Source organism: Providencia sp. SP181 (assembly GCF_050446505.1).
Classification (GTDB): Bacteria; Pseudomonadota; Gammaproteobacteria; order Enterobacterales; family Enterobacteriaceae; genus Providencia; species Providencia vermicola.
The window spans coordinates 116750-142686 of the sequence record NZ_JBBPXM010000001.1; the positions used below are offsets into that span (position 1 = coordinate 116750).

32 protein-coding genes and 1 pseudogene are annotated in these 25937 nt (G+C 39.6%); 16 read left to right on the forward strand and 17 right to left on the reverse strand.

Annotated features, from left to right (window positions below; all coding sequences use genetic code 11):
- The first annotated feature begins 12 nt into the window (after nt 1–12).
- Nucleotides 13–879 (forward strand): LysR family transcriptional regulator, encoded by an 867-nt coding sequence (locus AABS66_RS00485; RefSeq protein ID WP_272538436.1) that lies wholly within the window; start codon nt 13–15, stop codon nt 877–879.
- Here AABS66_RS00485 and yqfB read toward each other — a convergent pair.
- Nucleotides 876–1196, reverse strand: a complete 321-nt coding sequence (gene yqfB / locus AABS66_RS00490; protein ID WP_206084342.1) for a N(4)-acetylcytidine aminohydrolase — start codon at nt 1194–1196, stop codon at nt 876–878. The genes AABS66_RS00485 and yqfB overlap by 4 nt on opposite strands.
- 175 nt (nt 1197–1371) lie before the next feature.
- Between yqfB and AABS66_RS00495 the strand changes: the two genes are divergently transcribed.
- Nucleotides 1372–2154 carry a GNAT family N-acetyltransferase gene (locus AABS66_RS00495; RefSeq protein WP_272573618.1) on the forward strand — a complete coding sequence of 261 codons (783 nt, stop codon included), beginning with the start codon at nt 1372–1374 and terminating at the stop codon, nt 2152–2154.
- A 39-nt stretch (nt 2155–2193) separates the two neighbouring features.
- Here AABS66_RS00495 and AABS66_RS00500 read toward each other — a convergent pair whose 3' ends face one another.
- The 3 genes from AABS66_RS00500 to AABS66_RS00510 form a co-directional block, all read right to left on the reverse strand.
- Nucleotides 2194–2787: a LysE family translocator gene (locus AABS66_RS00500; RefSeq protein ID WP_430224430.1), complete on the reverse strand. Its 594-nt coding sequence runs from the start codon at nt 2785–2787 to the stop codon at nt 2194–2196.
- Between the two features lie 25 nt (nt 2788–2812).
- Nucleotides 2813–3736 (reverse strand): alpha/beta hydrolase family protein, encoded by a 924-nt coding sequence (locus tag AABS66_RS00505; protein WP_206084336.1) that lies wholly within the window; start codon nt 3734–3736, stop codon nt 2813–2815.
- 77 nt (nt 3737–3813) lie between these two features.
- Nucleotides 3814–4587: a DeoR/GlpR family DNA-binding transcription regulator gene (locus tag AABS66_RS00510; protein ID WP_206084334.1), complete on the reverse strand. Its 774-nt coding sequence runs from the start codon at nt 4585–4587 to the stop codon at nt 3814–3816.
- Nucleotides 4588–4673: 86 nt separating this feature from the next.
- Between AABS66_RS00510 and hisN the strand changes: the two genes are divergently transcribed.
- Together hisN and AABS66_RS00520 are read left to right on the forward strand one after the other, a co-directional pair.
- Nucleotides 4674–5474: a histidinol-phosphatase gene (gene hisN, locus AABS66_RS00515; protein ID WP_272680942.1), complete on the forward strand. Its 801-nt coding sequence runs from the start codon at nt 4674–4676 to the stop codon at nt 5472–5474.
- Between the two features lie 28 nt (nt 5475–5502).
- Entirely contained in the window at nt 5503–6663 is a 1161-nt protein-coding gene (locus AABS66_RS00520) for an MFS transporter (protein ID WP_206084330.1), read from the forward strand.
- A gap of 55 nt (nt 6664–6718) precedes the next feature.
- On the opposite strand, the gene AABS66_RS00525 is transcribed toward AABS66_RS00520, so the two are convergent.
- Nucleotides 6719–7546 (reverse strand): PhzF family phenazine biosynthesis protein, encoded by an 828-nt coding sequence (locus AABS66_RS00525; RefSeq protein WP_206084328.1) that lies wholly within the window; start codon nt 7544–7546, stop codon nt 6719–6721.
- A 133-nt stretch (nt 7547–7679) separates the two neighbouring features.
- On the opposite strand from AABS66_RS00525, the gene AABS66_RS00530 reads away from it, so the two are divergent.
- From AABS66_RS00530 to AABS66_RS00545, 4 genes are read left to right on the forward strand one after another with little or no spacing between them, the layout of a single operon-like run.
- Entirely contained in the window at nt 7680–8780 is a 1101-nt protein-coding gene (locus AABS66_RS00530) for an NAD(P)/FAD-dependent oxidoreductase (RefSeq protein WP_206084320.1), read from the forward strand.
- A 3-nt stretch (nt 8781–8783) separates the two neighbouring features.
- Nucleotides 8784–9557, forward strand: a complete 774-nt coding sequence (locus AABS66_RS00535; RefSeq protein WP_206084318.1) for a GNAT family N-acetyltransferase — start codon at nt 8784–8786, stop codon at nt 9555–9557.
- 28 nt (nt 9558–9585) lie between these two features.
- The gene (locus AABS66_RS00540; protein WP_430224431.1) at nt 9586–10014 is read left to right on the forward strand and encodes a GNAT family N-acetyltransferase; all 429 of its coding nucleotides are present in this window, start codon (nt 9586–9588) and stop codon (nt 10012–10014) included.
- 12 nt (nt 10015–10026) lie between these two features.
- Nucleotides 10027–10587 carry an adenylate kinase gene (locus AABS66_RS00545; RefSeq protein WP_206084315.1) on the forward strand — a complete coding sequence of 187 codons (561 nt, stop codon included), beginning with the start codon at nt 10027–10029 and terminating at the stop codon, nt 10585–10587.
- 63 nt (nt 10588–10650) lie between these two features.
- Here AABS66_RS00545 and ddlA read toward each other — a convergent pair whose 3' ends face one another.
- Both ddlA and AABS66_RS00555 read right to left on the reverse strand, forming a co-directional pair.
- Entirely contained in the window at nt 10651–11754 is a 1104-nt protein-coding gene (gene ddlA, locus AABS66_RS00550) for a D-alanine--D-alanine ligase (protein WP_206084313.1), read from the reverse strand.
- A gap of 134 nt (nt 11755–11888) precedes the next feature.
- Nucleotides 11889–12770 carry a LysR family transcriptional regulator gene (locus AABS66_RS00555; RefSeq protein ID WP_272538443.1) on the reverse strand — a complete coding sequence of 294 codons (882 nt, stop codon included), beginning with the start codon at nt 12768–12770 and terminating at the stop codon, nt 11889–11891.
- A 147-nt stretch (nt 12771–12917) separates the two neighbouring features.
- On the opposite strand from AABS66_RS00555, the gene AABS66_RS00560 reads away from it, so the two are divergent.
- On the forward strand, nt 12918–13532 hold the full coding sequence (locus AABS66_RS00560) for a LysE family translocator (RefSeq protein ID WP_430224432.1): 615 nt from the start codon (nt 12918–12920) through the stop codon (nt 13530–13532).
- On the opposite strand, the gene AABS66_RS00565 is transcribed toward AABS66_RS00560, so the two are convergent.
- From AABS66_RS00565 to AABS66_RS00575, 3 genes are all read right to left on the reverse strand, one after another.
- Nucleotides 13529–14005 (reverse strand): NUDIX hydrolase, encoded by a 477-nt coding sequence (locus AABS66_RS00565; protein WP_206084306.1) that lies wholly within the window; start codon nt 14003–14005, stop codon nt 13529–13531. The two genes, AABS66_RS00560 and AABS66_RS00565, sit on opposite strands and share 4 nt — an antisense overlap.
- Before the next feature lie 23 nt (nt 14006–14028).
- Nucleotides 14029–14415: a cytidine deaminase family protein gene (locus tag AABS66_RS00570; RefSeq protein ID WP_206084304.1), complete on the reverse strand. Its 387-nt coding sequence runs from the start codon at nt 14413–14415 to the stop codon at nt 14029–14031.
- 76 nt (nt 14416–14491) lie between these two features.
- Nucleotides 14492–14827, reverse strand: coding sequence for a hypothetical protein (locus AABS66_RS00575; RefSeq protein WP_430224433.1), 336 nt, complete (start codon nt 14825–14827; stop codon nt 14492–14494).
- Between the two features lie 81 nt (nt 14828–14908).
- Here AABS66_RS00575 and AABS66_RS00580 point away from each other — a divergent pair.
- The 3 genes and pseudogenes from AABS66_RS00580 to AABS66_RS00590 all read left to right on the forward strand — a co-directional run.
- Nucleotides 14909–15199: pseudogene (locus AABS66_RS00580) on the forward strand (EamA family transporter); the annotation flags it as partial.
- A gap of 92 nt (nt 15200–15291) precedes the next feature.
- Nucleotides 15292–15921, forward strand: a complete 630-nt coding sequence (locus tag AABS66_RS00585; RefSeq protein ID WP_430224434.1) for a GrpB family protein — start codon at nt 15292–15294, stop codon at nt 15919–15921.
- A gap of 5 nt (nt 15922–15926) precedes the next feature.
- A complete protein-coding gene (locus tag AABS66_RS00590; protein ID WP_272538447.1) occupies nt 15927–16385 on the forward strand; it encodes a GNAT family N-acetyltransferase in 459 nt (152 codons plus the stop codon).
- Nucleotides 16386–16459: 74 nt separating this feature from the next.
- On the opposite strand, the gene leuE is transcribed toward AABS66_RS00590, so the two are convergent.
- Complete coding sequence (gene leuE, locus AABS66_RS00595) at nt 16460–17101, reverse strand: leucine efflux protein LeuE (protein WP_272516286.1); 642 nt, start codon at nt 17099–17101, stop codon at nt 16460–16462.
- Nucleotides 17102–17605: 504 nt separating this feature from the next.
- On the opposite strand from leuE, the gene AABS66_RS00600 reads away from it, so the two are divergent.
- The 4 genes from AABS66_RS00600 to AABS66_RS00615 all read left to right on the forward strand — a co-directional run bounded on the left by AABS66_RS00600 (nt 17606) and on the right by AABS66_RS00615 (nt 20181).
- Nucleotides 17606–18427, forward strand: coding sequence for an AraC family transcriptional regulator (locus AABS66_RS00600; RefSeq protein WP_206084296.1), 822 nt, complete (start codon nt 17606–17608; stop codon nt 18425–18427).
- 91 nt (nt 18428–18518) lie between these two features.
- Nucleotides 18519–19220 (forward strand): AzlC family ABC transporter permease, encoded by a 702-nt coding sequence (locus tag AABS66_RS00605; RefSeq protein ID WP_206084295.1) that lies wholly within the window; start codon nt 18519–18521, stop codon nt 19218–19220.
- Complete coding sequence (locus tag AABS66_RS00610; RefSeq protein WP_206084293.1) at nt 19217–19531, forward strand: AzlD domain-containing protein; 315 nt, start codon at nt 19217–19219, stop codon at nt 19529–19531. The genes AABS66_RS00605 and AABS66_RS00610 overlap by 4 nt, the downstream gene beginning before the upstream one ends.
- A gap of 182 nt (nt 19532–19713) precedes the next feature.
- Nucleotides 19714–20181 (forward strand): DUF1456 family protein, encoded by a 468-nt coding sequence (locus AABS66_RS00615; protein ID WP_206084291.1) that lies wholly within the window; start codon nt 19714–19716, stop codon nt 20179–20181.
- A 95-nt stretch (nt 20182–20276) separates the two neighbouring features.
- On the opposite strand, the gene AABS66_RS00620 is transcribed toward AABS66_RS00615, so the two are convergent.
- From AABS66_RS00620 to AABS66_RS00645, 6 genes are all read right to left on the reverse strand, one after another.
- Nucleotides 20277–21191: a LysR family transcriptional regulator gene (locus AABS66_RS00620; RefSeq protein ID WP_206084289.1), complete on the reverse strand. Its 915-nt coding sequence runs from the start codon at nt 21189–21191 to the stop codon at nt 20277–20279.
- 21 nt (nt 21192–21212) lie between these two features.
- Complete coding sequence (gene accA, locus AABS66_RS00625) at nt 21213–22172, reverse strand: acetyl-CoA carboxylase carboxyl transferase subunit alpha (RefSeq protein ID WP_206084287.1); 960 nt, start codon at nt 22170–22172, stop codon at nt 21213–21215.
- A 109-nt stretch (nt 22173–22281) separates the two neighbouring features.
- A complete protein-coding gene (locus tag AABS66_RS00630; protein ID WP_206084285.1) occupies nt 22282–22698 on the reverse strand; it encodes a helix-turn-helix domain-containing protein in 417 nt (138 codons plus the stop codon).
- A 20-nt stretch (nt 22699–22718) separates the two neighbouring features.
- Nucleotides 22719–23294 carry a GNAT family N-acetyltransferase gene (locus AABS66_RS00635; protein ID WP_206084283.1) on the reverse strand — a complete coding sequence of 192 codons (576 nt, stop codon included), beginning with the start codon at nt 23292–23294 and terminating at the stop codon, nt 22719–22721.
- Nucleotides 23275–24735 (reverse strand): AMP nucleosidase, encoded by a 1461-nt coding sequence (locus tag AABS66_RS00640; protein ID WP_371007212.1) that lies wholly within the window; start codon nt 24733–24735, stop codon nt 23275–23277. Before AABS66_RS00640 ends, AABS66_RS00635 begins: the two co-directional genes overlap by 20 nt.
- Before the next feature lie 82 nt (nt 24736–24817).
- A complete protein-coding gene (locus tag AABS66_RS00645) occupies nt 24818–25726 on the reverse strand; it encodes an AEC family transporter (protein WP_272680926.1) in 909 nt (302 codons plus the stop codon).
- Nucleotides 25727–25937 lie beyond the last annotated feature (211 nt).

Here is a 25937-nt window from a genome sequence, read left to right on the forward strand (position 1 = left end):
GAGTGTTTACTCATGACATTAACGCAACTTGAAATCTTTACCATCGTAGCTGAATTAAGAAGTTTTACTTTAGCGGCAATGAAACTAAATATTTCCCAGTCCGCCGTTTCTCACGCGATAAAATCCTTAGAGAAAGATCTCAATGTTATGCTATTCACTCGTGAGCAAAATCAAACAACATTAACTGAAATAGGTAAAACACTGTTATTGCATTCTCACCATATGCTAAATATCCAAGAAGCTATAAAACAAGAAGCTCTTGCATCCAATGGTTTACAAGCAGGTGTTTTACGGATTGGTTCTTTTGGTCCCGGGTCATCATTAAACTTATTGCCACCACTTTTAGCCCAATTTCGCCAAAAATACCCGCTGATTAATATTGTGGTTGATGAAGGTGATGACGAAACTGTCGCTCAATGGTTACAAGAAAAGCGTATTGATATCGGTGTAGTTGTGTTACCTGATGAACGGTTTGATACTTTTAAAGTAAAAGACGACCAAATGGTGGCAATTCTCCCTCAAAATCATCCATTGACAAACCTACCAAGTATTTCATTGAAAGAATTGTGCAAATACCCTTTTAATTTAACGCAGGCAGGGTCTGGGAAACTCGTGTTAGATTTATTTCATGCACAAAAGCTGACACCAAGAATCCAATTTAAAACGCGACAATTACTTAGTACATTTGCTTTAGTTGCTCGTGGTGATGCTGTTTCAATTGTTGCACAGCTTGCAATTCCAGATTACATTCAAAATATTGTTGTAAAACCACTAGACCCGCCAGTTAAACGCAATATCGCCTTTGCTGTTAATGATAAAAGCCAACTGTCACCCGCGACAAAGGCTTTTATTCAAATTGCTAAAAAAACGTATGGTTAATTTAATAACCGATAGGTAATCACATATAAAGATTGCTCTGTCGGATAAATTTCTTTAATGAGCTTTTTCAATGTATCTAATGTCATTGCTTCTTGTTCTGCATGGTACTCAGAAATATCATCGTAGAAAATAGGCTCAACAGAGAGTATTTCAATTTCGGTATAATATTTCCCTGTCTCAAGCGCATATACCTTAACGGTTGTGTTTGGTACGTAATGGCTTTCACTTTTATCACGGATTGTGATTACCTTTTTTCCAGATACCACCAATGGCAGTAATCGCTCAAAAAACGTAATTGTATCTGGTGCATCATTCATAATTTTTCCCTAAATTTTATTAAAAGACCTATTGAAAACACATTTTCTTATAACATCGCCAAAATGCAACCAAATGGTTGTTTTCGTGCTGTGGCTTGCCTTTACTCTACTGTTGGAGCAAGGCTTTCTATACAATTATGTCTGAACATAATTAAAAACAAACTGGATATCAATAATGAATAATAACGAAACCTTATTTTACCAACAAGAAGAACATTTTTGGTCTGCTATTTGTTCCGACACTTTAAAGATTAGTGAAAATACTATTAGCTATTTTTCTGAACTCAATTTACCTATTTTCAATTTTATATACCTGCATCAAGGTACTAATCTTAGCGAATTTGAAAAGGCAGAAAATACATTTAAGCAACAATCTAAACCTTATATATTAGTTGTTCATCAAGACGAACTGACCCAATTTGAGCAAGAAATTGAGAAGCGAGGTTTCATTGCAGATGGCGAGTCTACAGCAATGATTTTACCAAAGTCCGCACTGTCTTTATTTAAGGAGCCACCATCAATTGAGACTGGCTACCGAATTGAGCAATGTAATGAACGGTTGAGTGATTGGGCACAGCCGTTGATTACCGCATTTCCTGCAGATTCCGATGATGAGGAAGAGGACGACATCGTCATTAATGAATATATTCGTTACCACCAAAGGGCATTAGACAAACAAACCAATATGATGCATTTTGTCTTATTTTCTGGTGAGCAACCTGTATCTACCTTAACTTTAACAGTAAATGATAAAACTGCACGGTTGGATGATATTGGCACTGATATTCAATTTCAGGGAAAAGGATTTGCGACAATACTTATCAAACACGCATTAGCAGTTTGCAACCAGCAAGGTCTTGAACAGTGCGTATTAGAGGCATCATCAGACGGGCTTTCAATCTACAAAAAACTGGGTTTTGAGCCTATTTTTAGCTACTTAAGTTTTATTGCGGAATAAATATTTAGCGTGTACCTGAGCCATAAAGGTACATGCTATTTAAAATAAATACGGCGTGAGTGTAATCAGTAACAGCAATATACCACCAATATTAATATATTTTCTCAGTGTATTAATTTGAATTGATGAGGAAAAGATAATAAGGCTTCCACATGATACCGCCAACCAAGCCGCCATCATCAATACATGAATACTAGATAAAACCAGAAAACTGATTAGAGAAGGGTCTGTGCCAACAAAGTTTGATACCACCACTAAATATAAAACAATTGCCTTGGGATTAAGTAGATTGACTAAATACGCATCTTTAACCGTAACTGTCCTTATCACATTATTTGCTGCACTTTTACCTACTTTTAAACCTGTGTTAATTAATGTGATAGACAAATAAACTAAATATAATGTTCCTAAAATACCGATTGAACGCATTGCCCATGGATAAGAGGCTAGAATTTTTGATAGACCAATACCAACTAATAAGCCATGAGTCAATATCCCTAACCCAGTCCCAATGATTGGAACAAGTAGCCCTTTCATTCCTTGAGTTAATGTACTATTCAGCGCAATTGCAAAGCTTGCCCCTGGGGAAACAATGATTGGAAGCAACGTCACTATAAAACCCAGTATATCCACAGATACAAACCTTATATTTCGTTATCTATTTTAATCCAGCATTGCTGTACCAATTTTGAATATCTTTCACAATCATCTCTGTGTGCAATTGCCCTTTATTATCCTTAAAGAAGTGATCGAGTTTTTCATATTTTTTAAAATTAACTGATGGGTTATTCGTTTGGCTCATCATTCTTTCTGTGCTGTAAGCATCGACATTCGTGTCTGCCATAGTTTGAATAACCAAATGCGGCGTTTTAATTGCCTGCACTAATTTCAAGTTATCAATCGTCAGCATTTCATACCACCAGCGTGGCCCATGACCACTGACAAACTGGTCATCATTTAATTGTTTATGCTTTGCCGCCTGCGCAAATTGATTAAAGCCCTCTAATGAATTAGCGACATCTTCCTTTGGCGTATTATTTTTAATGCTATAAAGCACATCATCGATAAAATATTGCCCACCCACATTTAGCGCAATGGATGCTGAAATAAAGTCGCCTTTAGCTGCAATTAAATGCGTGACTAACGCCCCTTCACTACCCCCTAATAAGATAATATGTTGATAATCTTTTTTGAGTTGTTTTAATACCGCCACATAATTATCCGCTCGCTCAATAGGAGAATCTTGAGACATATATTCTACAGGGCAATCTTCTTCTGACGCTTCTTCACCGTCTGCGCCGACTAAACTATTCAACCCTGTTTTCTCAACTAATAAAATATCGTTTCTGGGAAAAACTGCACCAAAGTTTTTAACCATATTGGGGTTATTTACCACGCTTTTGCAATCTGAACCCTGCAATAAAACTAGCAAATCTTGCGATTTGTTATCACCTTTTTGAATAACGTAATAATGAATTTCTTTACCATCATTGAGTAAGGTTTGTTTTTGATATGAGCTAGGTGCAGCAAGTACACTAAATGAACAAAAAGAAGTTAAAAGTACAGTCAGTTTAATTGTCATAGGGAAACCATGAGTTATTTTTATTCGCCATTATATAAAATAAGGTTATTAGGTTGGTTCTTATCATGCTCCACTTGTTAATCTGTCATCACTATTTTTAGTGAAGTCTCTGCAAATAATTCAACGATATTTGAGTTCAAATTCTTATCCATTACCAAAATAGATATTTGATCGCAGTTTGCAATTGTGTAGCGGGCAACACCTGGTAACTTATCTGCAGTAACCCCCATAATGACTTGGTTACTACGTTCAATGAGTGTTTTTTTTAACTCAGCTTCCTCATAGTCAAAAATAGTCACCCCCATCTGTGGATCTAAAGCGCAGCCACCAATAAAACATTGGTCAAAATGAATATGAGCAATTTGGTTAACTGCCGATGTATCAATGCTGGCACCAATTTCACGATTTAATTTCCCACCAATTAAAATCACTTCGCAAAGCGGCCTTTTCATTGATTCAATTGCAATGGCGGGGGAGTTTGTCACCACGGTAAACGCAATATGCGCGGGTAAATTGCGTGCAATTTCTAGATTCGTTGAGCCTGTATCAATAAATACACACGCCCCTTGTTTAATTAACAAGCTACATGCCTGTGCAATTTTAATTTTCTCCGCTTGATTTTGCTCGATTCTTTGCTCGAACGAGCCTAATTCATCAAGCATACTCACCGCTCCGCCATGTACTCGACGACAAACGCCCTCTTGAGCTAATTCATTTAAATCCCTACGAATTGTATGTTCAGAAACCTGCATATTACGGGCAAGGATAGTACAAATTACTCGCCCTTGCTCACGTAACAATTGGCGAATTTTATTTTGTCTTTGCTCTGGAAAAGCTGCATAATCGAGCATATAGTACCTCTTAATTATTTTAAAGTGATCATAATCGAGCACAAAATTATGTCAATCCCTCTTTACAACGTAATAAGGAAGAAGATATGAACAACTTACCGCTACCTGACAGCTTCTTTTTACATGAACTCGCAAATATTGCGGGGAAAATCTCTCTCGATTATTACCGCACTAGTGAGCTCAGTGTGGTTGAAAACAAGACAAAGGCTAATTATCGTTTTGACCCTGTCACGCAAGCAGACAAGCTGGCTGAGAAAGCCATGCGCGAACACATCACTAAAACCTATCCAAATCACTCTATCATGGGTGAAGAGTATGGAATTTCAGGGGATGGTGACATTCAATGGGTACTCGACCCGATAGACGGTACTCGCCCTTTTTTATGTGGTATTCCACTTTGGGCTAACTTAATCGGCCTGACTGAACAGGGAAAAGCCGTGATGGGCATGATGAGCCAACCTTATATTGGGGAACGCTTTTGGGCAGATAGGCATGGCAGTTGGACGAGTAGCCCGCATGGACATTCTCGTTTAGCTACTCGAAAAAACGTTAAATTAGAACAGGCTATATTACATACGACGTCCCCAGAACCAATATTATCTCGACCTGATATTCACTTTAAGGCGCTCGATGAACGTGTTTTAATGACCCGCTATGGTGGAGAGTGCTATGGGATGGCAATGCTTGCAGCAGGAAGAATTGATATTTGTGTTGAATTCGCACTGGAACCTTATGATATTGTTCCATTAATCCCTATTATAGAGCGTGCGGGTGGAGTCGTTACCACACTTGAGGGAAAACGTGCAGAATCTGGCGGGGCTGTCGTCGCAACGGGTTGCCCAATCCTTCATGAGCGCGTTCTGACTATCCTAAATTCAGGTAGTTAATTTATCATTTAAAAAAGTATTATAAAAAATGCAATCTACTCAACATGTTAATACCACTGTTCACTTAGCATCTGCGAAAAGGGAGCAAATTTCCACGCGCATTATCTTTTTTATCGCTGGTTTTGTTACCGCAGCATGGGCGGCTATCGTCCCCTATGTCAAAGTCAATACAGGAGCAAATGATGCAACACTTGGCATGTTACTACTTTGCTTTGGTGGTGGTGCACTTGTTGCCATGCCAGTGACAGGGGCATTAGCCGCCAAATATGGTTGTCGCCGCTTGATGGTTATCGCAACTATTGGTTTTTGTTTGCTTTTTCCTGTTTTATCGTCACTTTCTAGCATCATTTTTCTGGTGGCAGGCTTATTATTATTCGGTATTTTTATTGGCTTGACCGATTGTGCGATGAATGTGCAAGCCGTCATTGTGGAAAAGTCCTCAGATAAGCCTATTATGTCGGGCTTTCATGGATTCTACAGTGTCGGGGGGATTGCGGGTGCGGGTACTATGAGCTTAGTTCTGCTCTTAGGGGTATCCGCGACTTTAGCGTCTATTTTTGTTTCTGTTATTGCGTTAGTTTTATTAGCCATCTGTTATAACGGCTTAATTACGTATGCGAATGCCCCAACAGGCCCGCTTATTGCTATCCCTAAAGGGATTGTATTGGTGATTGGTATCGTCTGTTTTGCTGTGTTCCTTGCCGAAGGGGCTGTGCTAGATTGGGGGGGCGTATTTTTAATCGAACACCATGGTCTTAAAGAGACCTTAGGTGGTTTGGGTTTTGCTGCTTTTGCTACAACAATGACGATTGGCCGGTTACTGGGTGACAAAATAGTGATGCGGGTCGGTTCAGCTCGTGTAGTCTTTCTAGGTGCACTCCTAGCTTGCCTTGGTTTCGTAATCGCAGTTATTTCCCCTTATTTAACCCTTGCAATTATTGGTTTTGCTTTAGTGGGAGCTGGTTCATCGAATATCGTTCCTGTGATGTTTTCTGCAGCGGGTAAACAAAACACGATGCCAGAAGCCTTGGCTGTACCTGCGATTTCGACATTGGGTTACTTAGGGATCTTAGCGGGACCTGCAGTAATTGGCTTTGTCGCATTCCAATTAACACTAGCGACTGCCCTTTTAATGATTTCTGTATTATTAGTATTTATTGCATTTGTTACCCGTTTTATCCGCGTTTAGTCTAATGAATATCATAAGGTTGCTAATGAATGGCAACCTTATGATAACCAAATAATTAGAGTTCAATCGTCCCACTGATGCAGTTAATTACATCACCAGCAATCCAAATTCCGTCATCATCTGCACTCACATACACTCGCCCTTCGCCATAAACACACTGCCCTTGGCCAACAGTATACTGTTTTGGGAGTTTTCCTTGAGGGATTAACCATTGTGCCGCACCCGCGTTAAAGCTTCCTGTCACGGGGTCTTCTACTGAACTGGTACCACAAAAAACTCTGACTTCGAGCTGTTTATCTTTACCTTCAGGGTAAATCGCACACAAGCCGATATCATAGCCCTTCAGTTGAAAATAATCAGGCTTAATATTTAAGAGTGTGTCCACTGACTTAAGCTGAATCCCCATCCAACCTGGGCCGTTATCTACCCAATTACTGTCAACAACATCATCTTCGGTGATCCCCAACCCTTTAAATACCTTTATTTTTTCATTTTGAGCAATTTCACCACTACGGATAAGTGGTGGTGCCTTAAATGCCAACCGGCCATCCACCATTTTAATTGCGATTAACCCTGCTTTGCATTCTTGAACTATCGATGTTTTCTGCTGCTGCCCATAGGTTTGCTGCCACACAAAACAACTCCCTAAAGTCGGGTGCCCTGCAAACGGTAACTCACCTTCTACCGTAAAAATTCTCACACGATAATCTGCTTCGGGTTTTGTTGGCTGCAATAGAAAAACGGTTTCGCTTAAATTGGTCCATTTTGCGAATTTATTCATTTGTGCATCTGTTAGGTTATCCGCCCCAACAACAACGGCTAATGGGTTACCATCCAGTTTACTGGCTGAAAAAACATTCACTTGCTCAAAAATATACTTCATTTTTTCCTCTGACGTCGTTACTACCATATTTACTATGGGAATAATAATGCGCTAGCTAACAATGTTTTGTGTATATAAATGCAATAACACATTAAGATAGCTATTGTAATTAATACTTTGACACAGATAACCCATGGATTCGACAACTAAAAATACAATTATTATCGTGGGTGCGGGCTTTGTCGGCACCACCTTAGCATGGTATTTATCAAAACATACAAATCAACGCATTATCTTATTAGACAAAAAACACGCAAGCCAAGGTGTTACCCAACACGCCTTTGCTTGGCTTAATGTGTCTTATGGCCGCCCTGACGCCTACAGTCAACTTCGCAAGCAAGCACTTGCGCAATGGCGCTCTCTTGACGAGCACACACAGGGCCAGCTAAACATCCAGTGGTCCGGTGCAATTAGTTGGCAAGATAACGAAACAGCGACAGCATCTTTTATTGATGAGCATCAGAAAAATCATTTTAACGTCAAAGCACTAAATAAAAATGCATTACAAAAGATGGAGCCGAATTTATGTACACTCCCGACGCTTGCTGCTTTTTGCCCTGATGAAGGGAGCGTCGACCCTGTTTATGCGACTCAAACCTTGCTAAAGTTAGCCATTGATCAAGGTATAATCTATTTACCCCAACATGAAGTACTCTCACTTGTTCAAGAAGGTCAGCGTATTTTAGGTGTGATCACAGATCATGGTACATTTTTAGCCGACCAAACGGTGATAACAGCGGGTATTGATGCCACTGCGCTCATTGGCTCAATTGGGGTTAAGTTACCTGTGAGTGCTTCACCGTCAATTATTGTGCACATTAATGCGCCAGATGAAAAACCGTTAGTGCAGCATATTATTTCAACTCCTGAAATGGAGTTACGTCCTGCTTCTACAGGTAAAATACTGTGTGCTGAGGATTACCTGAGTGATCGCCCAGAACATAGCGCAGACTGTATCGCACAAAATGCCCTAACCGTTATCAAAAATTCATTTATAGGTAGTGATACGTTAAATCTTGAAAAAACTTTCATCGGAATGAGACCCATGCCAAAAGATGAGATGCCAATTGCCGGAAAAGTTGCTGATTTCGAAGGTTTATATATTATCAGTATGCACGCTGCGATTACACTAGCGCCGTTGATATGCCAATTGGCTCAAGATGAAATTTTGCATGGAATAGAACACACTGCACTTGGCCCATATCGATTAACTCGTTTTGCATCAGGTAACTGACAAATGAATATTCCGTTGTACTATTTAAGACATTATCAATCGATTGAAAAAACGTTTTGGACATCTATTTGTGAACATAGTATCCAGATTGCACAACACACCATTTGCTATTTAACGCCGCTTAATTCGCCAGCGTTTAACTTTATCTATTTGCAACCTGACTCCACCAGTCACGCATTTATGCAAGCACACAATCTGTTTGTGTCGCAAAAGAAAAATCACACTTTAGTGATCCCTGAAGAAATGCTCCCTCAGGTGGTTAACGAAGCTGAATCATTAGGTTACAAACGTGACAGCGTAACGACTGCCATGGCATTAACTCTAGCGAAACAAAATAAGGTTGAACTACCTGATAACCAAGTGGATATTGTCTTAGCTAATCACGACTTGTCATTGTGGGCAAAGCCGCTAGTTTCTGCATTTTACCTGTCGGAAGAGCACGACCAAGTCATTAAAGAGTATGTGCGTTATCACGAAGATGCTCTACAACAAGGCGCTCCACAATTTCACCTAGTGTTACTTGTCGATGGCGAGCCCGCTACGTCTATGACCGTAACAATTGAAGGAACGCTTGCTCGTTTCGATGACATAGGTACAGAACCAAGCCACCAAGGTAATGGCTACGCATCACAGCTCATTGATTACGCGTTAGCATTTTGCCGTCAGCAAGGTGTTGAACACTGCTTCCTTGATGCCTCTGAAGCGGGGTTTGATTTGTATAAAAAGTTTGGTTTTGAGCCCTTATTCCGCTATATCAATTATGTCTGGTGTAAATAACCTACGTCACTGGTGTTATTTACACGATATGCCTAAATTGGAGCCATTAATTGCACAATGGTTCCTTCAGGAGTGGCCTTCCCACTATGGTCCACTAGGAAAAGGTGATGTTTGGCAAGATATCGCCACTTATCGCCATCGTGAAGGAACGGGTATGGGGATTATCGCCTTTGAGGCAAATAAACCTTGTGGTTTTATTGCCTTGAAAAATGACAAATTTTTACCTGATAACACGCCATTTCCATGGGTCGGTGCCGCTTTTGTTATCCCAGAAAAACGAAATCAGGGACTCGGACAGTATTTATTTGAACAACTTGAGTTGATCATTGATAAACAACAATACCCCCAAATTTTTTGTGCGACAGCCGTTGCGGATAACTTACTCATCCGCTGTGGGTGGCAGTTGTCTGTAGCATTAAGTCAGCTCTCTTTGCGTATTTATCACAAATATATCTGACATCAACATCCTATGAAGATTAATATTATCGGTACCAGCGGCAGCGGTAAAAGCACCCTTTGCCAACAGCTAGCATTATTGTTAAATGTCCCTGCCATTGAATTAGATAGTTTATATTGGCTCGCAAATTGGCAAGGTTCCTCAGATGAAGCATTGGCAGAAAGGCTCAGCATTTCTTTGAATAACGCGCCTTCTGGGTGGGTACTTGACGGAAACTATACACGGACTCAACCTATCAAATGGAAAGATGTCGATATGGTGATTTGGCTTGATTATTCATTGCCGCGAACCCTTTATCAGTCAATTACTCGTACATTATCGCGCATTCGTTCAGGACAAGAGCTATGGGAAAATACTGGCAATAAAGAACGTTGGGGAAAAGCCTTTTTCAGCCGAGACTCAATTATTCTATGGCTACTAAAGACTTACTATCCAAATAAGGAAAGAAACCTAAAACATATGGCGAATATCAACTTGTGCCATATTCAATTTGTTCGGCTCACATCACCAAAGGAAACGCGTTTGTTTTTACAACAAATGAAAGCGCAAATTGAGGACAAACAGCTGAAATAACTCAGGTTCTGTTAACACATCTCGGTAGCCATAAAAGCTACCGAGAATACCTTACCTCAGCGATTAAATTTCATCACACGCAGTTTTTAGCATCGCCGTTTGTTGGAATTTTTCAATCCCTAATTCAATTAAACGGCTAATTAATTGCTGATACGTCATACCACCTTGCTGCCAAAGTTTCGGATACATACTGATATTTGTAAAACCAGGCAATGTATTGATCTCGTTGATAACAACGTCATTATTTTCCGTTAAAAAGACATCAACACGGGACATACCACTACAATTTAATGCTTGGTATGCGGATAAAGCAATCTCGCGAATTTTTTCACTCACCGCATTTTCTAACTGAGCTGGGGCTACGACAGATGCGCCATTCTCATCAATATACTTGGTATGGTATGCGTAAAAACTATCGTGTAACACTATTTCACCACAAGGGCTAGCGAGTGGGTCGTCATTACCCAATACCGCACACTCAATTTCACGCCCTTTTACTGCGCTTTCAATAAGCACTTTAGTATCAAACAGGAATGCAAAATCTAATGCTGCTTCAAACTCTGCCTCGTTACTGACTTTGCTGATGCCAACCGATGAACCTTGGTTTGCGGGTTTAATGAATAGCGGTAAACCTAGCTGTGCCACTGTTACTTCATACTTTATTGTTGTGCGTTTATTTTGCAGTACAGTAATAAACGGGGCAATATTTAAGCCTGCATCTCTGAGTAATCTTTTAGTTACGTCTTTATCCATACAGGCCGACGAACCTAAAACACCTGGCCCTACAAACGGCAAATTTGCCATGCGCAATAAACCTTGCAATGACCCATCTTCGCCTAAATTACCGTGAACAATAGGGAAAATAACATCAATTTGTGGCAATGGTTTTGCGTCTTCTAGGGAGATAAATTGTTCATGCGTCCTACCTGGAACAAGTGCAATACTACGTTTCGGTGTATTGAGTGCAATACGGGATGGATCATCCCCATGAATAAGAAAATCCGCTTCATTATATTCATGCCATTGACCTTCTTTGTTTATACCCAAAAGGCACACGTCAAACTTCTGACGATCAAGGCCGTTAATAATATTTTTAGCTGATTGCAGAGAAACTTCATGCTCTGTCGATTTTCCACCAAAAATTACACCTACCCGTACTTTGCTCATTATCTGCTCCAACGTAATACACCATACCTAACAGAGAAATATAGCATGCACGGCAAAAGTTATGTCATAAAATCTTTATATTACAGTGAGGTTCGCTGTAATAATGAGCAATCATTAGTTTTTTGATGGAATATCTATAAATTATTAATACAACCGATGCTTATATTGATTTGCTCAATTAACCAATTCACAAAGACTGTCACTGCGCCATCTGCTGCAATAGGTTTTGGCGAGAGCAAGTAATAAGCAGATCCGTCAGGAATAAAGCCCTCAGGAGCTTGAAGTTGCCCTGATTGAATTTCATCTGTAACCATAAGAAAAGACACTAACGCAGCCCCCTGTCCTGATAAAGCGGCTTGAATACACAGGTAAAAATGTTCATAGGTCACATATTTATAGCCTGTTAAATCTACACCACTATTTTTTTGCCATGTTACCCACGCTTCAGGGCGTGATGCACTTGTTAATAGCGGGCGGTTTGGTAACAAACTAACAGCCTCTTTTTCAGGTAGTCGTACTATCCCCATTTGCTCTGAACATACCTTGGTAGCGTATATTTGTCCTCCCCATACAAAATCATTGCGCCTTAAAGCAAGGTCAACATGGGTCTTCGCAAAATCAATAGAGCCACCAGCAGCAACAAGGTGAACAGTGATATGGGGATACCGTTGATAAAAATCAGTTAAACGAGGAATTAGCCACTTCATGGCAATCGTTGGTTCACAAGACACACTCACTACGTCAGGCGTGGCATTTGTCTTGATTTGCTCAACTGTCGCGCTTAACTGCTCAAATAAGCTACTGGTCGTCTGTAAAAGAAGTTGGCCTGCAGCTGTTAAGAAAACAGCACGATTTCGCCGCTCAAATAACGCCACACCAAGATGTTCTTCCAATAGGCGGATTTGGCGGCTGATAGCACTGTGAGTGACATTTAATTCTTGTGCAGCTTTAACAAAGCTACCCGCTTTAGCAGCGGCATCAAAGAAGCGTAAGGTCGATAACGGCGGCAATTTCATATTGGTAACGAAAAGTGACAGATTTCAGTCAGGATAAATCGCTTTTTAACTTTATTCAATATATTGATAATAAAAACATTAAATAGATCATTACAACCATATTCATGGTTGTAACTGTTAGTTTTTATAACTCTTTAGGAAACTTAAATGAATGAAATCCTTGCAGTAGCAACAATAACAATCCTTGCAGTGATCAGTCCAGGGCCTGATTTTGCGATGGTAACTCGGCAAAGTTATACCTACGGCATAAAGACAGGATTATTATGTGCTTTTGGCATTGCAATTGGCGTTCAAGTGCATGTATTTTATACAATTTTCGGTATTACGCTAATTATTATGAGCTCAAGTGCATTATTTTTAGCCGTTAAGTTAATCGGTGTTTGTTATTTGGTTTATATCGGCTTTAAGTCATTCACCAACAAAACAAAAATAACCGCTGATAGTGCCAACACACAGCCAATATCTAAATTTAATGCATTTAAAACAGGCTTTTTAACCAATGCCCTAAACCCCAAAACCATGTTTTTTGTTGTTTCCGTTTATAGTCAAGTTATCCAAGTCGGAAACTCTGTTTGGCTCAACTTAGGTTATGGGGTGTTTATTTCATTGGTGCACTTAGTTTGGTTTAGCTTAATCGCACTATTTTTTGCCACCCCTTCAGTACGTAATAAAGTATTGAGTTATCAATCAGTCATGGATAAAACCATTGGCACCTTGCTAGTCTTACTTGGTTTTTCTTTGCTCTTTTTCAATATCAATTAAGCCTTATTGAGCCCCTGATAATATTCATTTGCCATTTGTGCCAGTTCAATAACATCTTTAGGCATATTTAATTGCGCGAGTTGTTGAAAAGGCACCCAACTAAACGGTGAAAAAGGTGGCTGCTCAGGTGAAATTAATTCACATAAATACACCATATCGATATGCCAATGGTCACCTTTTTTCTTATCCGCGATAAATTCCTTGAGAATGGCCATCGGTAATGATAATGATTGCGTATGAGATGAAGCAACAACTGAGGTCTTAAAGGGATATCCACAACTAATAATATTGCAATGAAGCCCCGTTTCTTCTAATACTTCGCGATATAACGCATCTTGCGGTTCTTCATTTTCTTCAATATGCCCCCCAGGCGGTAACCAAAAACCTAGTTTAGGGTGTTCATGCAGTAAAAACTCCCCTTTTTCATTACGGATCATTGCCGTTGCAGTAAAGTGTTTAATCTCATTATTCATTTGATGATGACTCTTCTCGGTGTTCAACAACGTGATGTTTTCCAGTCATATGGCATGAGTTCAGCAAGGGTCACTTGGGTATTATCATCAACACCAACGATTGTCTCTTTGTTTTTATCTGATAGCTGACTAAGTAACTCACGACAGCGGCCACAAGGTGGCACGATACAACCTGATGCATCAACAGCAACAATCGCCTTAATCACTGAACGCCCTTCTTTTAGCATATCTGCAACGGCAGCATGCTCTGCGCAGAACCCCAGTGAACATGCGGAATCGATGCTCACGCCACTATAAATATTGCCATCATCGGTTTCTAATGCAGCAGCAACATGCCCACTTTCGATGTACCCATTAAATGTCGCTGGCTTCGCATATCGTTTCGCAATCTCGACGAGGTGTTTTAACATAATTGCCCTCTTTTAATGTTAATTGAATATCTTAATTAAACGCTAACATAATAAAAAGTATTAATTTTTTTGTGCTCTATTCCAGATCTACCATATACAATATTACTGACTTGATAGTATCTAATGCAGCGGCTAGCTCATCATAAGAAACCTTACTCACAGCCACACATATGGCCTGTGGCACAGCGTTTGATGTCGAATAAGACTCAGCACGACTCACCGCAATATTACGTTTATTGAGTTGACTAATAACCGATTCGGAACGCAAACCTTCAGGTAATGGTACCCAAATAAAATAGCTATTAGGATGAGCAATATAGGGAAAATCGCCAAATACTTGTTGGACAATTTTTTGCCTATTTCTTGCATCTTGCCGTTTATTACGTTCAATTTTTGCAACTTCACCTTTCATTAACCAATCACAAATAATCGCTGTTGTAAGCGCTGGTGCGTTCCATGTCGTTATTCGGATTATTTTTTCTATATTTTCAGGCTAGTGCTGTGTGTGATTTTATGGCCAACTAACCTTGCAAACGTATCAACAAAGGCTTGGCTAGGTTTAGTATACGTCTCTTTCTTTAGCATGTTATTAGGGTTCTTTTTTTGGTATCGAGGACTTGCAGAAGGAGGTATTGCAGGTGTGGGGCAATTACAACTATTACAACCCTTTATTGGCTTACTACTTTCAGCTTGGCTGCTTGATGAGACCGTCAATTCTTTAATGATTGCATCAACTTGTGGCATTATTTTTTGCGTTGCCGCCTCGAAAAAATTCGCGAGTTAAAATTGGCTGTATCTGTAGGCACACAAAGCGCGATCGCAATAAAAATTTACTTTATTATTTGCTGCTACATATGAATTAAATAGGAGCGAACAGTGGCCCTTTCTTTAGCAGATTATAAACGGCAGATTATGTACTTTAGTGAAGGTGACCTAACTGAAAACCCTTGGGTGAAAGGAAAGCCTGTTCCTCGTCTAATTCAAGTTGTTCCTTATGACCTGAAGTGGCCAGAAATCTATCGGCAACAGCAAAAATATATTTGTGATGCTCTACGTGATAAAGCGCTTAAGATTGCTCATGTAGGTTCAACAGCCGTTCCTGGCTTAGCGGCTAAGCCTGTTATCGACATTGACTTGATTGTAGCACCCCCCGAAGACGAAAAAAGTTATGTTCCAACCCTTGAAGAACTTGGATTTGAACTTACTGTGCGGGAGCCCTCTTGGTACCAGCATCGAATGCTTAAATTACAAGATCCACAAGTGAACTTACACGTTTTTGCACCAGATTGTCCTGAACATTTACGCCACTTACTGTTTCGTAATTGGTTAATTGAGCACCCCGACGATAGCGAAAAATATGCAAACGCTAAATTAGCCGCTGTAGTCGATGCCAACTATGTCAAAGAGTATAACGACAATAAAAATGCGGTTGTCAGGGATATTTATAGTCGACTTTTCGAACAATTAGACATGCTGTTACCTGATTTACTTTTACATGAGAACTAGAAAATATGCATTTTGTGATTGTTACTAAGCAAAATATTCAATTAATTGAACAAATTAGTGATGCATTACACCAAGAGTGGGCGAGTTTATCACCATGGGCCGACACAGCACAGATAAAACACAGGCTGCACGAGCGCAGCCAAGCGGCTAATCCGCAAATTTTGTCTTGTTTCGTAGACAGTAATGGCCAGCTACTTGCAACCGCTAGCACGATCCTTCGCGAGCTCCCAGATATTCAGCAGGCGACTTGGTGGCTAGGGGAAGTCTTAACTGTGCCATCAGCCAGAGGAAAAAGGATTGGCACCCAGCTGATTGAAACGCTTTATCAGCACTATCGAAAATCCACAAGTGAAAGTCTTTACCTATATACACCTGATATGCAGGGTCTTTATCGAAAAATGGGGTGGCAAGATGTGGAACAGCGTAAAGTTAATGATGAGCTTGTCACCATTATGAAACGCTAAGGTATTAGACACAAAATAGCCAGCACATTTAGCTGGCTATTGAATCACAGGGTGATATTTCAGTACGTTCTCTTTTAGGCTGTTAACGCTAATTTAGCCCCAAACATTAAGAACACTGCCCCAATACAGCTATTGGAGAATTTTGACAGTTTCTTATTGTGTTTTACCATATTCGTCACGGCTACTGCGCCGAAAATCAACAATGATAAATAAATCATACTGCACATTTCTAAAATCACACCAAGGACGAAGAATGGCACACCTGCATTTGGGTATGCAGGGTCAATAAATTGTATAAAAAATGACACATAGAAAATGATCATTTTAGGGTTTAGAAGACTTAAAAAGACCGCTTTTTTATAAGTTCCTTTCGTCTCTAAAATAATACTATCAACATCATGCACACCTTCTTTTTTGTGTAATACGCTGTAAAGTGTTTTTATTCCTAAATAAAATAAATAAGCCGCACCTGCGTATTTAATTACACTAAAAAAGATTGGCGATGTTTTGACTAATGAAGCAACCCCTAGGAAAGATAGGAATATCAGTATTGCATCCCCTGTAAATACCCCTAGCGCTGCTTTGTAACCATTTTTTACGCCATATTTTGCACTGCTAGTTAAAACAAATAAAGAATTAGGGCCTGGTACCAGTGTAATAAAAATAACACCGATAAGATAAGTCCATAAGTTTGTAATACCGAGATTTTCAAGCATAGGAAACCCGCTAACTCAATAAAAGTTATAACAAAAAATTCACATTCATTTCTGATAGAGATTATGATACAGGTTTTATTTTTTTATAAAAGATATCACTGCTTAACACATCAAAATATAGGTTTATATTTCAATATAAACAACGAATCCAGTTAAATTAACATGTTTTATACCTTAATTTTAGAGTTATAGTTCAATTGCAACCATTAAACCAGAAGCAAACTAAAAACACCTCACCAATCAGGATTATATACCATATATTAATGTTAAATTGGAATTACATGGAGGTTTTAACTTGGGAATGTTGATAGTGATTTGATTCTCATTTCGCGTTATAACATAGAAACGTATTAATACCCTGAAAATGGCTATAGATAACAATATTAATTTAGCCTAGATGTTTTTTTGGCTATTGTAATAAATATATTACGCTCACATTTAATTAACGAATCTCGGATAATTAAAACAAGAAGTACTTTATATTTAATCAGCTTTAGGGATCACATGGAAAGCGCTAACTACTTTCATTTGCAAGAGCTCAATGGCCTTGAAATGATAAATGCTCGATATCATCAACAAAAATTTTCTCGCCATAGCCACGAAGGTTTCTGTATTGGCGTTATTGAAGATGGTGCTCAGCAATTCTTTCGTACAGGTGAAAACCATTACGCACCAAAAGGCGATATCATTTTGGTCAATGCAGATGAAATACACACGGGTTCGTCTGCAATGGAAAATGGTTGGTCATATCAGGCAATCTACCCTACCCCTGACATGTTTTCGCAGCTCACCACCGACTTAAAAATTGAAAATCAAGGACTAGTGCCTTGGTTTCCTTGTGCGGTCGTGCAAGATACAGGACTGGCTGCTCAGTTACGGTTACTTTTCAGCTTGTTATTGCAACCTGGAAACTTACTGTTTAAAGAAACCTTACTGCTCTCTACATTAAGTTGGTTAACGTTACGCTATAACCAGACTAAAACCGAGTTAGCTAAAATTACCCCTGCAAAACAGCGTATAGAACAAATTTGCGAATTGATGATAAATACCTGTGAGCAAGAACATTCTTTAGCTGAATTAGCCCAAATAGCGGGATTCAGTCAATGGCATTTTCTAAGACAATTTAAGCTGCAAACAGGCACAACGCCCCATGTTTTTTTGGTTCAAGCGCGTCTACATAAAGCCAAAAAACTGTTATTAGCGGGAAACACCCCTGCTGATGTTTCGAATTTATGTGGTTTTTCTGATCAAAGCCATTTTACACGCCACTTTAAACAGTCATTAGGCGTCACACCAGGTAATTTTGTGCGTCATCTAATTACTTAAAAAGAGCAATTTTATTCTATCTGCCGCCAATTCATATCCTTAATATGAATGGCACGTTACATAGGCATTATTTCAACAGGTATTAGTTAACATGGATTCAAAGCAAAGTCGCAGCTGGCAAAAAGCCATGATGGATGGCGCGGCTCATTCCGCACCTCTTAACCTTGCTGTGATCCCTTGGGGAGTACTCGCGGGCTCAATGGCCGTAGAAACAGGGTTAGATTTTTGGCAAAGTGTTGCAATGTCAGCGATGGTTTTTGCAGGTGCAGCCCAACTAGTCACCCTCGGATTACTCAATTCAGGCACCGGTTTTATCACGATTGTGATTTCGGTGTTCTTTATTACATCTCAACATTTACTGTATGGGCTGACGTTACGTCCTCAAGTGAAAGATTTTACAACCCCTCAAAGGCTCAGCATTGGCTTTCTTCTCACCGATGAGCTATTTGCAATCAGCGCGGCGAAACGTCAAAGTTTGAGTTTCCCTTACCTATTTGGCGCAGGGTTTAGCTTTTATCTTGTTTGGTTAATCACCAGCCTTTGTGGCATTGCAATGGCGAATATTGTTGGAGACCTAAGTCGCTTACACCTTGATTTCTCTGTTGTAGCGACACTCCTTGCGATTGTTGTACCTTTGACGAAAAAAATCAGCACGCTATGTGGCGTCATTTTCTCACTCGTCGTAGCCATAACCTTATCCATGTACTCCATCAGTAGCGCGATTGTCATTGCAGGTGTCGGTGGAATGTTTGTCTCGGTCATCGTTTCGCGCGTATTGAAGGAGGAAAAATGATCTGGCTTTTGATTATCACGCTAACCGCCGTTATTTTTACATTGCGTTATGTATTTTTAATCCCACAGCTACCACTTCGGTTACCTTTGATTGTTCGCCAAGCATTAGGTTACTCAGCACCTTGCTTGTTAACGGCGATTTGCGCACCTGTTATTTTATTAGAAAACCATGAGCTCAGGGACTTTCCCGATAACCCGTATTTGTGGGGTGCTGTATTCTGTGTTGTCATCGCATCATTGCTGAAAAATATGCTGTTAACTGTAGGATTGACCCTTGTATTTTTTTATTCTCTGATTTATTTCATGGGTTAATACCGTTCAATAGGAGTAAAGTCAGGTGACAACACTTTGCTTTATTCCACTAATCCCGCATAATAGCCGACTTCGTCGCAATACGACCCTATTCAATTACTCCCTTTCTTTATGAAAGTCTGTGATCCATTGGCTTTTCAATTGCGCCAATTAATTCTATCAATAATGGATAATAAACAACCATGCTTAATAATTATGTTTTACGCAGTGTTCGCTATATGTTGGACTTGAGCGATGCTCAAATGGTCAAAATCGTAAAACTTGCAGATTTAGACGTGACGAAAGAAGAAATGGTATGCTGGCTCAAAAAAGATAGTGAGCCTGAATATGTTGAATGTAACGATAACGTAACCGCGCACTTTTTAAATGGCTTAATTTATCATCGTCGTGGTAAAGATGAAGACCGCCCTGCACCAGAAATAGAAAGCCGTCTAAATAACAATATTATTCTCAAAAAACTACGGGTCGCTTTCGAACTAAAAGATACTGATATGATTGAAATTTACCAATTGGCAGACTTTCGAGTATCAAAACCTGAGCTTAATGCTGTTTTCCGTAAACCTGGACATAAAAACTACCGTGAATGTGGGGATCAACTTCTGCGTTATTTCCTTAAAGGCCTAACCACACGCTTACGTGGCGATAAATAACACATATTTTACTCTGCTCTGGTATTTGCCTAAAGCACATGAGGTAAATACCAAATAGCCTTGCCCTATTAACACCATCATCTATAGCGTTCAGATTAAATATTTTGTAGCAAATAGTTTAAAAATAGGTCTATTTTTGGGGATAGCACACTTCGGCTTGCGTAGACTGCTCTTAACTCGATAGGTGCAGGGTTTAGCCCTTCCAATTGAACAATGTCTAATTGACCCGATTGAATTTGTTGATGACAAGCTTCTAACGATAAAATAGCAAAACCAACACCACTCACCGCGGCTGCATGAGCGAGTATCCCACTATTCACCCGATATGGGCTATTTATCATCGCTGTGCGTTGCTTGCCTTGAGAATCAATAAAAATCCAAGGCTGACCTTGTAAGGCACTAAGGCTTGAAATACAAGGTAACTTCACTAAATCAGCGATGGTTTTCGGTTTACCAAATTTATGAATCAGCTCAGGGGATGCGACGACCACACTTTGCCAAGATTTCACTAATCTTGAGTGATAGCTGCTATCCTCAAGCTCTCCACGGTGAAAAGTCAGTAATAAATCAATGTCATCACTAATGACGTCTCGGGGCATTAATTGTGTGTCACAATAGATATTGAGTTGCGGATGCAGTAATGCAAACTTTGCTAATAAATCTGCTAATAATACACTACCTGCTTCACTCGGAATAGTAAGGCGTAAGGTACCTGTAATCCCTTGAGGGTGACTAATTTGTTGGACAATATCATCCAGTTCACCCACTAATTTTTGGCTTTGCTCAAACAGAATGTTACCCGCTTCCGTTAATCGCATCTGCCTTGTTGTTCGCTCAATCAAACGGCAATTTAGCTGTTCTTCTAATTGCTTAATTTGTCGACTCACATTGGATGATGGCATCGAAAGCTGCTTTGCAGCATTAATAAAGTTACCTTGCGTTACAACCGCAATAAAAACCTTTAATAAATTTAGGTCAACCACCGTGCATACTTCCTTTTCATTCAACATGATTGGCCTAAACTAATAACACTAGCAGTAACCAAATGCCATGATTTTTTGGTAACGCTCTGATAATAAAGCATCCGTATCGAGTCGAGTTAGTGCAGCTAAATCTGCTATCAATTGCTGTTTTAAATGTTCAGCTGCTAACTGATAGTTTCGGTGCGCCCCCCCTAATGGCTCAGGAATAATCGTATCGATAATGCCTAATTCTTTTAATCGAGAGGCAGTCATTCCCATAACTTCAGCTGCAACTTGCGCTTTTTGAGCGTCTTTCCACAAAATTGATGCACAACCTTCGGGGGAAATTGCAGCATACGTACTGTATTCAAGCATATTAATTCTGTCACCAACACCAATTCCTAGCGCGCCACCCGAACAACCTTCCCCCGTGACAACACAAATAATTGGCGTTTTTAAGCGGGACATTTCTAATATATTCTTTGCGATAGCCTCGGCCTGTCCACGCTCTTCAGCGCCTACGCCAGGGTACGCACCCGCTGAGTCTATCAGTGTAATAACAGGTAATTTAAAACGTTCCGCCATTTGCATTAAGCGTAACGCTTTACGGTAACCTTCAGGTGATGGCATACCAAAATTACGCATCACTTTTTCTTTGGTTGTTCGTCCTTTTTGTTGGCCTAAAACCATGACAGGACGCCCTGCAATACGCGCCAAGCCTCCCACCAGCGCTTTATCATCAGCAAATGCGCGATCTCCCGCCAACTCCTGAAACTCAGTAAAAATTAAAGAAATATAATCAAGGGGATATGGTCTTAATGGGTGCCTTGCTAACTGTACGATTTCCCATGCACCAAGAGAAGAAAAAATGGTTTTCGTCAATGAGTGAGACTTTTTTTCTAACAGTTTGATTTCTTCTTCAAGCTTAATTTCGCTAGGATGCCCCTGTTGCTTGAAGGCAACTAGTGCTTCTATTTTGTCATTAAGTTCAACTATCGGTTTTTCAAAAGCCAAAAAATGAGTAGACATACAGACCTTAAAATCATTAACACAATTTTAAGAGTGTAAAGGGTTATTCTATCCCATTCTATGATTGAATTTGGGATTAATTAATATCAAATATGGGATAATTGATGGGTTATTTATGCTTGATACGGTTTAATTTTAGGCTGTTATTCAGGATTTTTTGAAAGTTTGGACATAAAAAATGGTTCTCTTCTGGGCAATTAGCTATATGAATAATGCCATCTTTTAACGCCAATAAATTTTGGATCGTCTGTTCAATTTCTTCAGCTTTAGCCATCAGGCTGGCTCTCTCTATATTGGGGCCATCTTGGTGATTAAGCATTGCCGCAATTTCATCGAGTGTAAACTTAGCCTGCTGCCCTAAACTTATCAGAGATAAACGGGTTATCACATCTTTGCCATGATAAATACGCTTTAAGCCTTTTCTGCCAATCGGTTTAATTAACCCCTTCTCTTCGTAGTAACGAAGCGTTGAGGCCGCTAAACCTGACAGTTGACTCACTTGTGAAATATCTAATTCATCATGCATAGAACGATAACCCGTTAATATTATAACATTGTAGGCGTTAGCTTCTGCCGTAATAGCACAGTAATATTGCCATTCATAAATATTTCACGATCAATAACATAGCCTAATTTCTCGGCAACGCGTAATGACGGTAAGTTTCTCGGCTCAATAAAACAAATCGTTTGCTGATACTTATTTTGCGCTTTTAACCAACTCAGCGCCGCTTGCATCGCCTCGGTTGCATAGCCTTTGCCTTGAAATTCTGGTGCAATGACCCAACCTGCTTCGGGAATTCCTTTTATTTGCGGCTCAACCATTCGATGAAAGTCCGCAAACCCAAGGTCACCAACATACTGCCCTGTTGCTTTTTCCCTTACCGCCCAGTAACCAAAACCCAACAATGGCCATAACCCACCATAGGCTAGCATTCTCATCCATGATTCTCGTTCAGTTGACGGCATACCGCCGATATAGCGTACCATGGATTCTGTCGCCCACAGTTTTGTCAACGCGGGGAAATCACTGACTTGGTGTTTCGATAAAATCAGTCTTTCTGTTTCTATTTCAGGTATTAAAGCCATAGATTGCATCTCCTTGCTATCTAAATGGGGGTTCATCAAAGGTTCTTAACTTCCGAGAATGTAATTTATCCCCTTCTTGATGTAATAAATCAATAGCGCGAATACCTATTTGTAAGTGTTCTGAGATAGCCCCTTCATAAAAGCTATTCGCTTGGCCTGGTAATTTAATTTCCCCATGTAATGGCTTATCTGACACACACAAAAGCGTACCATAAGGTACTCTAAAACGATAACCTTGTGCAGCTATGGTTGCGCTTTCCATATCAACAGCAACTGCACGGCTCAGACTAAAGCGCCTTGCTGTAGCAAAGAAACGCAGCTCCCAGTTTCTATCGTCTGTCGTCACCACAGTTCCAGTACGTAAACGTTGCTTAACCAATTCGCCAGGCATATTACTGACTTGTTTAGTCGCATCATAAAGTGCTCGTTGAACTTCTGCGATGCTCGGAATAGGAATATCTGGCGGTAATACATCATCCAAAATATGGTCATCACGTAAATAAGCATGCGCAAGAACGTAATCACCAATATTTTGGCTTTCCCTTAACCCTCCACAATGACCAATCATTAACCATGCATGTGGTCTTAATACCGCTAAGTGATCACAAATGTTTTTTGCATTTGATGGGCCAACACCAATATTCACTAATGTTATTCCTGAGCCATCTCGTGCAATCAGATGATATGCAGGCATTTGGAATTTTTTCCACGTCATGTCTGAAATAGCAATTTGTGGATCCGCATTTTCAACCGTCAGGTAGTTATTACCAACACAAGACAACGCAATATAACGGCTCTCAGGATCACGGATTTGCTCACAAGCCCAACTGACAAACTCATCCACATAACGGTTATAATTGGTAAATAAGATATACGGTTGCACATGCTCTGGTGGCGTACCAGTATAATGTTTAAGGCGTGCAAGTGAAAAGTCTACACGTAAAGCATCGAAATGCGATAAAGGCATTTCTTCCGAAACGGTATATAAGCCATCGGTAATATCATCACTGATATGGGCTAAATCTGTTATCGGAAAATGAGCGGCAAGGCTACCACTCATACTTCTATCAAGGACTAAATCCGAGCCATCAATTACAAACGGATATGGAATTTCCGTCTTAGACGGACGAACTGCAAAAGATACATCATAATCTTGCTGTAAAATAGAAAGTTGTTCCGTTAAATAATGGCGAAATAACTCTGGTTGAGTCACAGTGATGGAATAATTTCCTTTTTTTACAAAGCGTGCATAGGCACGGGTTTTTTCACAGTGATCAATTTTTCCTTCCCACGTCACACAAAGCTCAGGGTAAGCAAATAACCCATTTTCTCTCTCGTCTGTATTTGGTATCTGCCCTTTTGTGACATAAACAGCAATGGCATCTCTTAATGATTGAATGGCATTTGAATATAACAACGAAAGTTTATCCAAAACATCTTCAATAGATAAGTTTTCATTTTTCTGGCATTTTTCCAAAGACACACACAACTCCTAATCAGATGAAGTAATCTCCCGATAACATAGAGTATCAATGTGACAGTTGCAAAACATATCACCATTAATGCATGACGAATGATAAAACTATAGGCAAGGTGAACACGGCGATAATAGTTTGCAATGTAATGATCCCAGCCATTAATTGGCTATCACCATTCAACTGACGAGTCAAAATATAGGCCGTTGGTGCAGTAGGGATGGCAAAAAATATCACCAATAAAATCGTTTCTAAGTTTGGCAAAGAAAACAATTTAGCCATTATTAACGTTAATACAGGCATAGCAAGCAAGCGTAATAATGTTGATAGTATGATTGGTTTGAATTCTTTACGCAGTGTTGTTGTTTGCAGCGCACCACCAATACAAATCAATCCCAATGGTAAACTTGCTGCTGCGAGTAATTTTAATAATTGTTCAGAACCAAAAGGTAGCCCCACAGGCGATAAATTTAACAAAATTCCGATAACACAAGAGAGTATTAACGGATTTTTAATGATGGGTAATAAGAGTTGTTTTACTGACACTTTTTTCCCTGAAGATAACGCCAGCACCGCGATAACATTACAGCTTGGCACTAAAATTGCCATAATAACTGCGGCAACGGCAACCCCCTCTTTACCAAATAAATCGGCCACAATAGCTAAGCCTAAATAAGTATTAAAACGCGTGATCCCTTGAATATGCGCACCAAATCGAGGGACAGTTATTTTGCATAAATATTTACTTATCAGCACTAATAATGAACTTATCGCTAAAATGCAGAGGATCGCACTACCTAAATAAGCTAACTTAGGATTATTTAAAGGGGCACTTGCTAAGCTATTAATTAATAAGGCGGGAAATAAAATAAAATAGTTGAGTTTTTCGGCTCCAGGCCAAAAATCAGGCGAAAATAACCGAGTACGTCTTAATATAAAGCCTATCGCAATCAATGCAAATAGTGGCCAGAGCACTAACAATATTTTACTCATTATGATTTATCTTTTTATATCAGTCCATTATAAGAAGTCACTCCAGAGTTTAACGTTAATTTTTTGTAACGGATAGGTAAAAAAAGCCCTCATTAACCATATCCTTCCGATTTTATGATTGGTTTAACAAAAATATCATACAGCGTATCTCCCCTTTACTCTTTTGTTCGTATTTTAGCCAGATTCAAGGTCGACCATGCATCAGTAAATC

Excerpts from the sequence above, each read along its gene's own strand:
- hisN (WP_272680942.1), top strand. The coding sequence starts at position 4,674 with ATGAACAACTTACCGCTACCTGACAGCTTCTTTTTACATGAACTCGCA.
- AABS66_RS00520 (WP_206084330.1), top strand. The coding sequence starts at position 5,503 with ATGCAATCTACTCAACATGTTAATACCACTGTTCACTTAGCATCTGCG.
- AABS66_RS00610 (WP_206084293.1), top strand. The coding sequence starts at position 19,217 with ATGATCTGGCTTTTGATTATCACGCTAACCGCCGTTATTTTTACATTG.
- AABS66_RS00635 (WP_206084283.1), bottom strand. The coding sequence starts at position 23,294 with ATGAACCCCCATTTAGATAGCAAGGAGATGCAATCTATGGCTTTAATA.
- AABS66_RS00525 (WP_206084328.1), bottom strand. The coding sequence starts at position 7,546 with ATGAAGTATATTTTTGAGCAAGTGAATGTTTTTTCAGCCAGTAAACTG.
- accA (WP_206084287.1), bottom strand. The coding sequence starts at position 22,172 with ATGTCTACTCATTTTTTGGCTTTTGAAAAACCGATAGTTGAACTTAAT.
- AABS66_RS00560 (WP_430224432.1), top strand. The coding sequence starts at position 12,918 with ATGAATGAAATCCTTGCAGTAGCAACAATAACAATCCTTGCAGTGATC.
- AABS66_RS00575 (WP_430224433.1), bottom strand. The coding sequence starts at position 14,827 with ATGAAAGGTGAAGTTGCAAAAATTGAACGTAATAAACGGCAAGATGCA.
- AABS66_RS00555 (WP_272538443.1), bottom strand. The coding sequence starts at position 12,770 with ATGAAATTGCCGCCGTTATCGACCTTACGCTTCTTTGATGCCGCTGCT.
- AABS66_RS00530 (WP_206084320.1), top strand. The coding sequence starts at position 7,680 with ATGGATTCGACAACTAAAAATACAATTATTATCGTGGGTGCGGGCTTT.
- AABS66_RS00505 (WP_206084336.1), bottom strand. The coding sequence starts at position 3,736 with ATGACAATTAAACTGACTGTACTTTTAACTTCTTTTTGTTCATTTAGT.
- AABS66_RS00600 (WP_206084296.1), top strand. The coding sequence starts at position 17,606 with ATGGAAAGCGCTAACTACTTTCATTTGCAAGAGCTCAATGGCCTTGAA.
- AABS66_RS00570 (WP_206084304.1), bottom strand. The coding sequence starts at position 14,415 with ATGTTAAAACACCTCGTCGAGATTGCGAAACGATATGCGAAGCCAGCG.
- AABS66_RS00540 (WP_430224431.1), top strand. The coding sequence starts at position 9,586 with ATGCCTAAATTGGAGCCATTAATTGCACAATGGTTCCTTCAGGAGTGG.
- AABS66_RS00620 (WP_206084289.1), bottom strand. The coding sequence starts at position 21,191 with ATGTTGAATGAAAAGGAAGTATGCACGGTGGTTGACCTAAATTTATTA.
- yqfB (WP_206084342.1), bottom strand. The coding sequence starts at position 1,196 with ATGAATGATGCACCAGATACAATTACGTTTTTTGAGCGATTACTGCCA.
- AABS66_RS00535 (WP_206084318.1), top strand. The coding sequence starts at position 8,784 with ATGAATATTCCGTTGTACTATTTAAGACATTATCAATCGATTGAAAAA.
- AABS66_RS00645 (WP_272680926.1), bottom strand. The coding sequence starts at position 25,726 with ATGAGTAAAATATTGTTAGTGCTCTGGCCACTATTTGCATTGATTGCG.
- AABS66_RS00510 (WP_206084334.1), bottom strand. The coding sequence starts at position 4,587 with ATGCTCGATTATGCAGCTTTTCCAGAGCAAAGACAAAATAAAATTCGC.
- AABS66_RS00485 (WP_272538436.1), top strand. The coding sequence starts at position 13 with ATGACATTAACGCAACTTGAAATCTTTACCATCGTAGCTGAATTAAGA.
- AABS66_RS00630 (WP_206084285.1), bottom strand. The coding sequence starts at position 22,698 with ATGCATGATGAATTAGATATTTCACAAGTGAGTCAACTGTCAGGTTTA.
- AABS66_RS00590 (WP_272538447.1), top strand. The coding sequence starts at position 15,927 with ATGCATTTTGTGATTGTTACTAAGCAAAATATTCAATTAATTGAACAA.
- leuE (WP_272516286.1), bottom strand. The coding sequence starts at position 17,101 with ATGCTTGAAAATCTCGGTATTACAAACTTATGGACTTATCTTATCGGT.
- ddlA (WP_206084313.1), bottom strand. The coding sequence starts at position 11,754 with ATGAGCAAAGTACGGGTAGGTGTAATTTTTGGTGGAAAATCGACAGAG.
- AABS66_RS00565 (WP_206084306.1), bottom strand. The coding sequence starts at position 14,005 with ATGAATAATGAGATTAAACACTTTACTGCAACGGCAATGATCCGTAAT.
- AABS66_RS00615 (WP_206084291.1), top strand. The coding sequence starts at position 19,714 with ATGCTTAATAATTATGTTTTACGCAGTGTTCGCTATATGTTGGACTTG.
- AABS66_RS00545 (WP_206084315.1), top strand. The coding sequence starts at position 10,027 with ATGAAGATTAATATTATCGGTACCAGCGGCAGCGGTAAAAGCACCCTT.
- AABS66_RS00605 (WP_206084295.1), top strand. The coding sequence starts at position 18,519 with ATGGATTCAAAGCAAAGTCGCAGCTGGCAAAAAGCCATGATGGATGGC.
- AABS66_RS00495 (WP_272573618.1), top strand. The coding sequence starts at position 1,372 with ATGAATAATAACGAAACCTTATTTTACCAACAAGAAGAACATTTTTGG.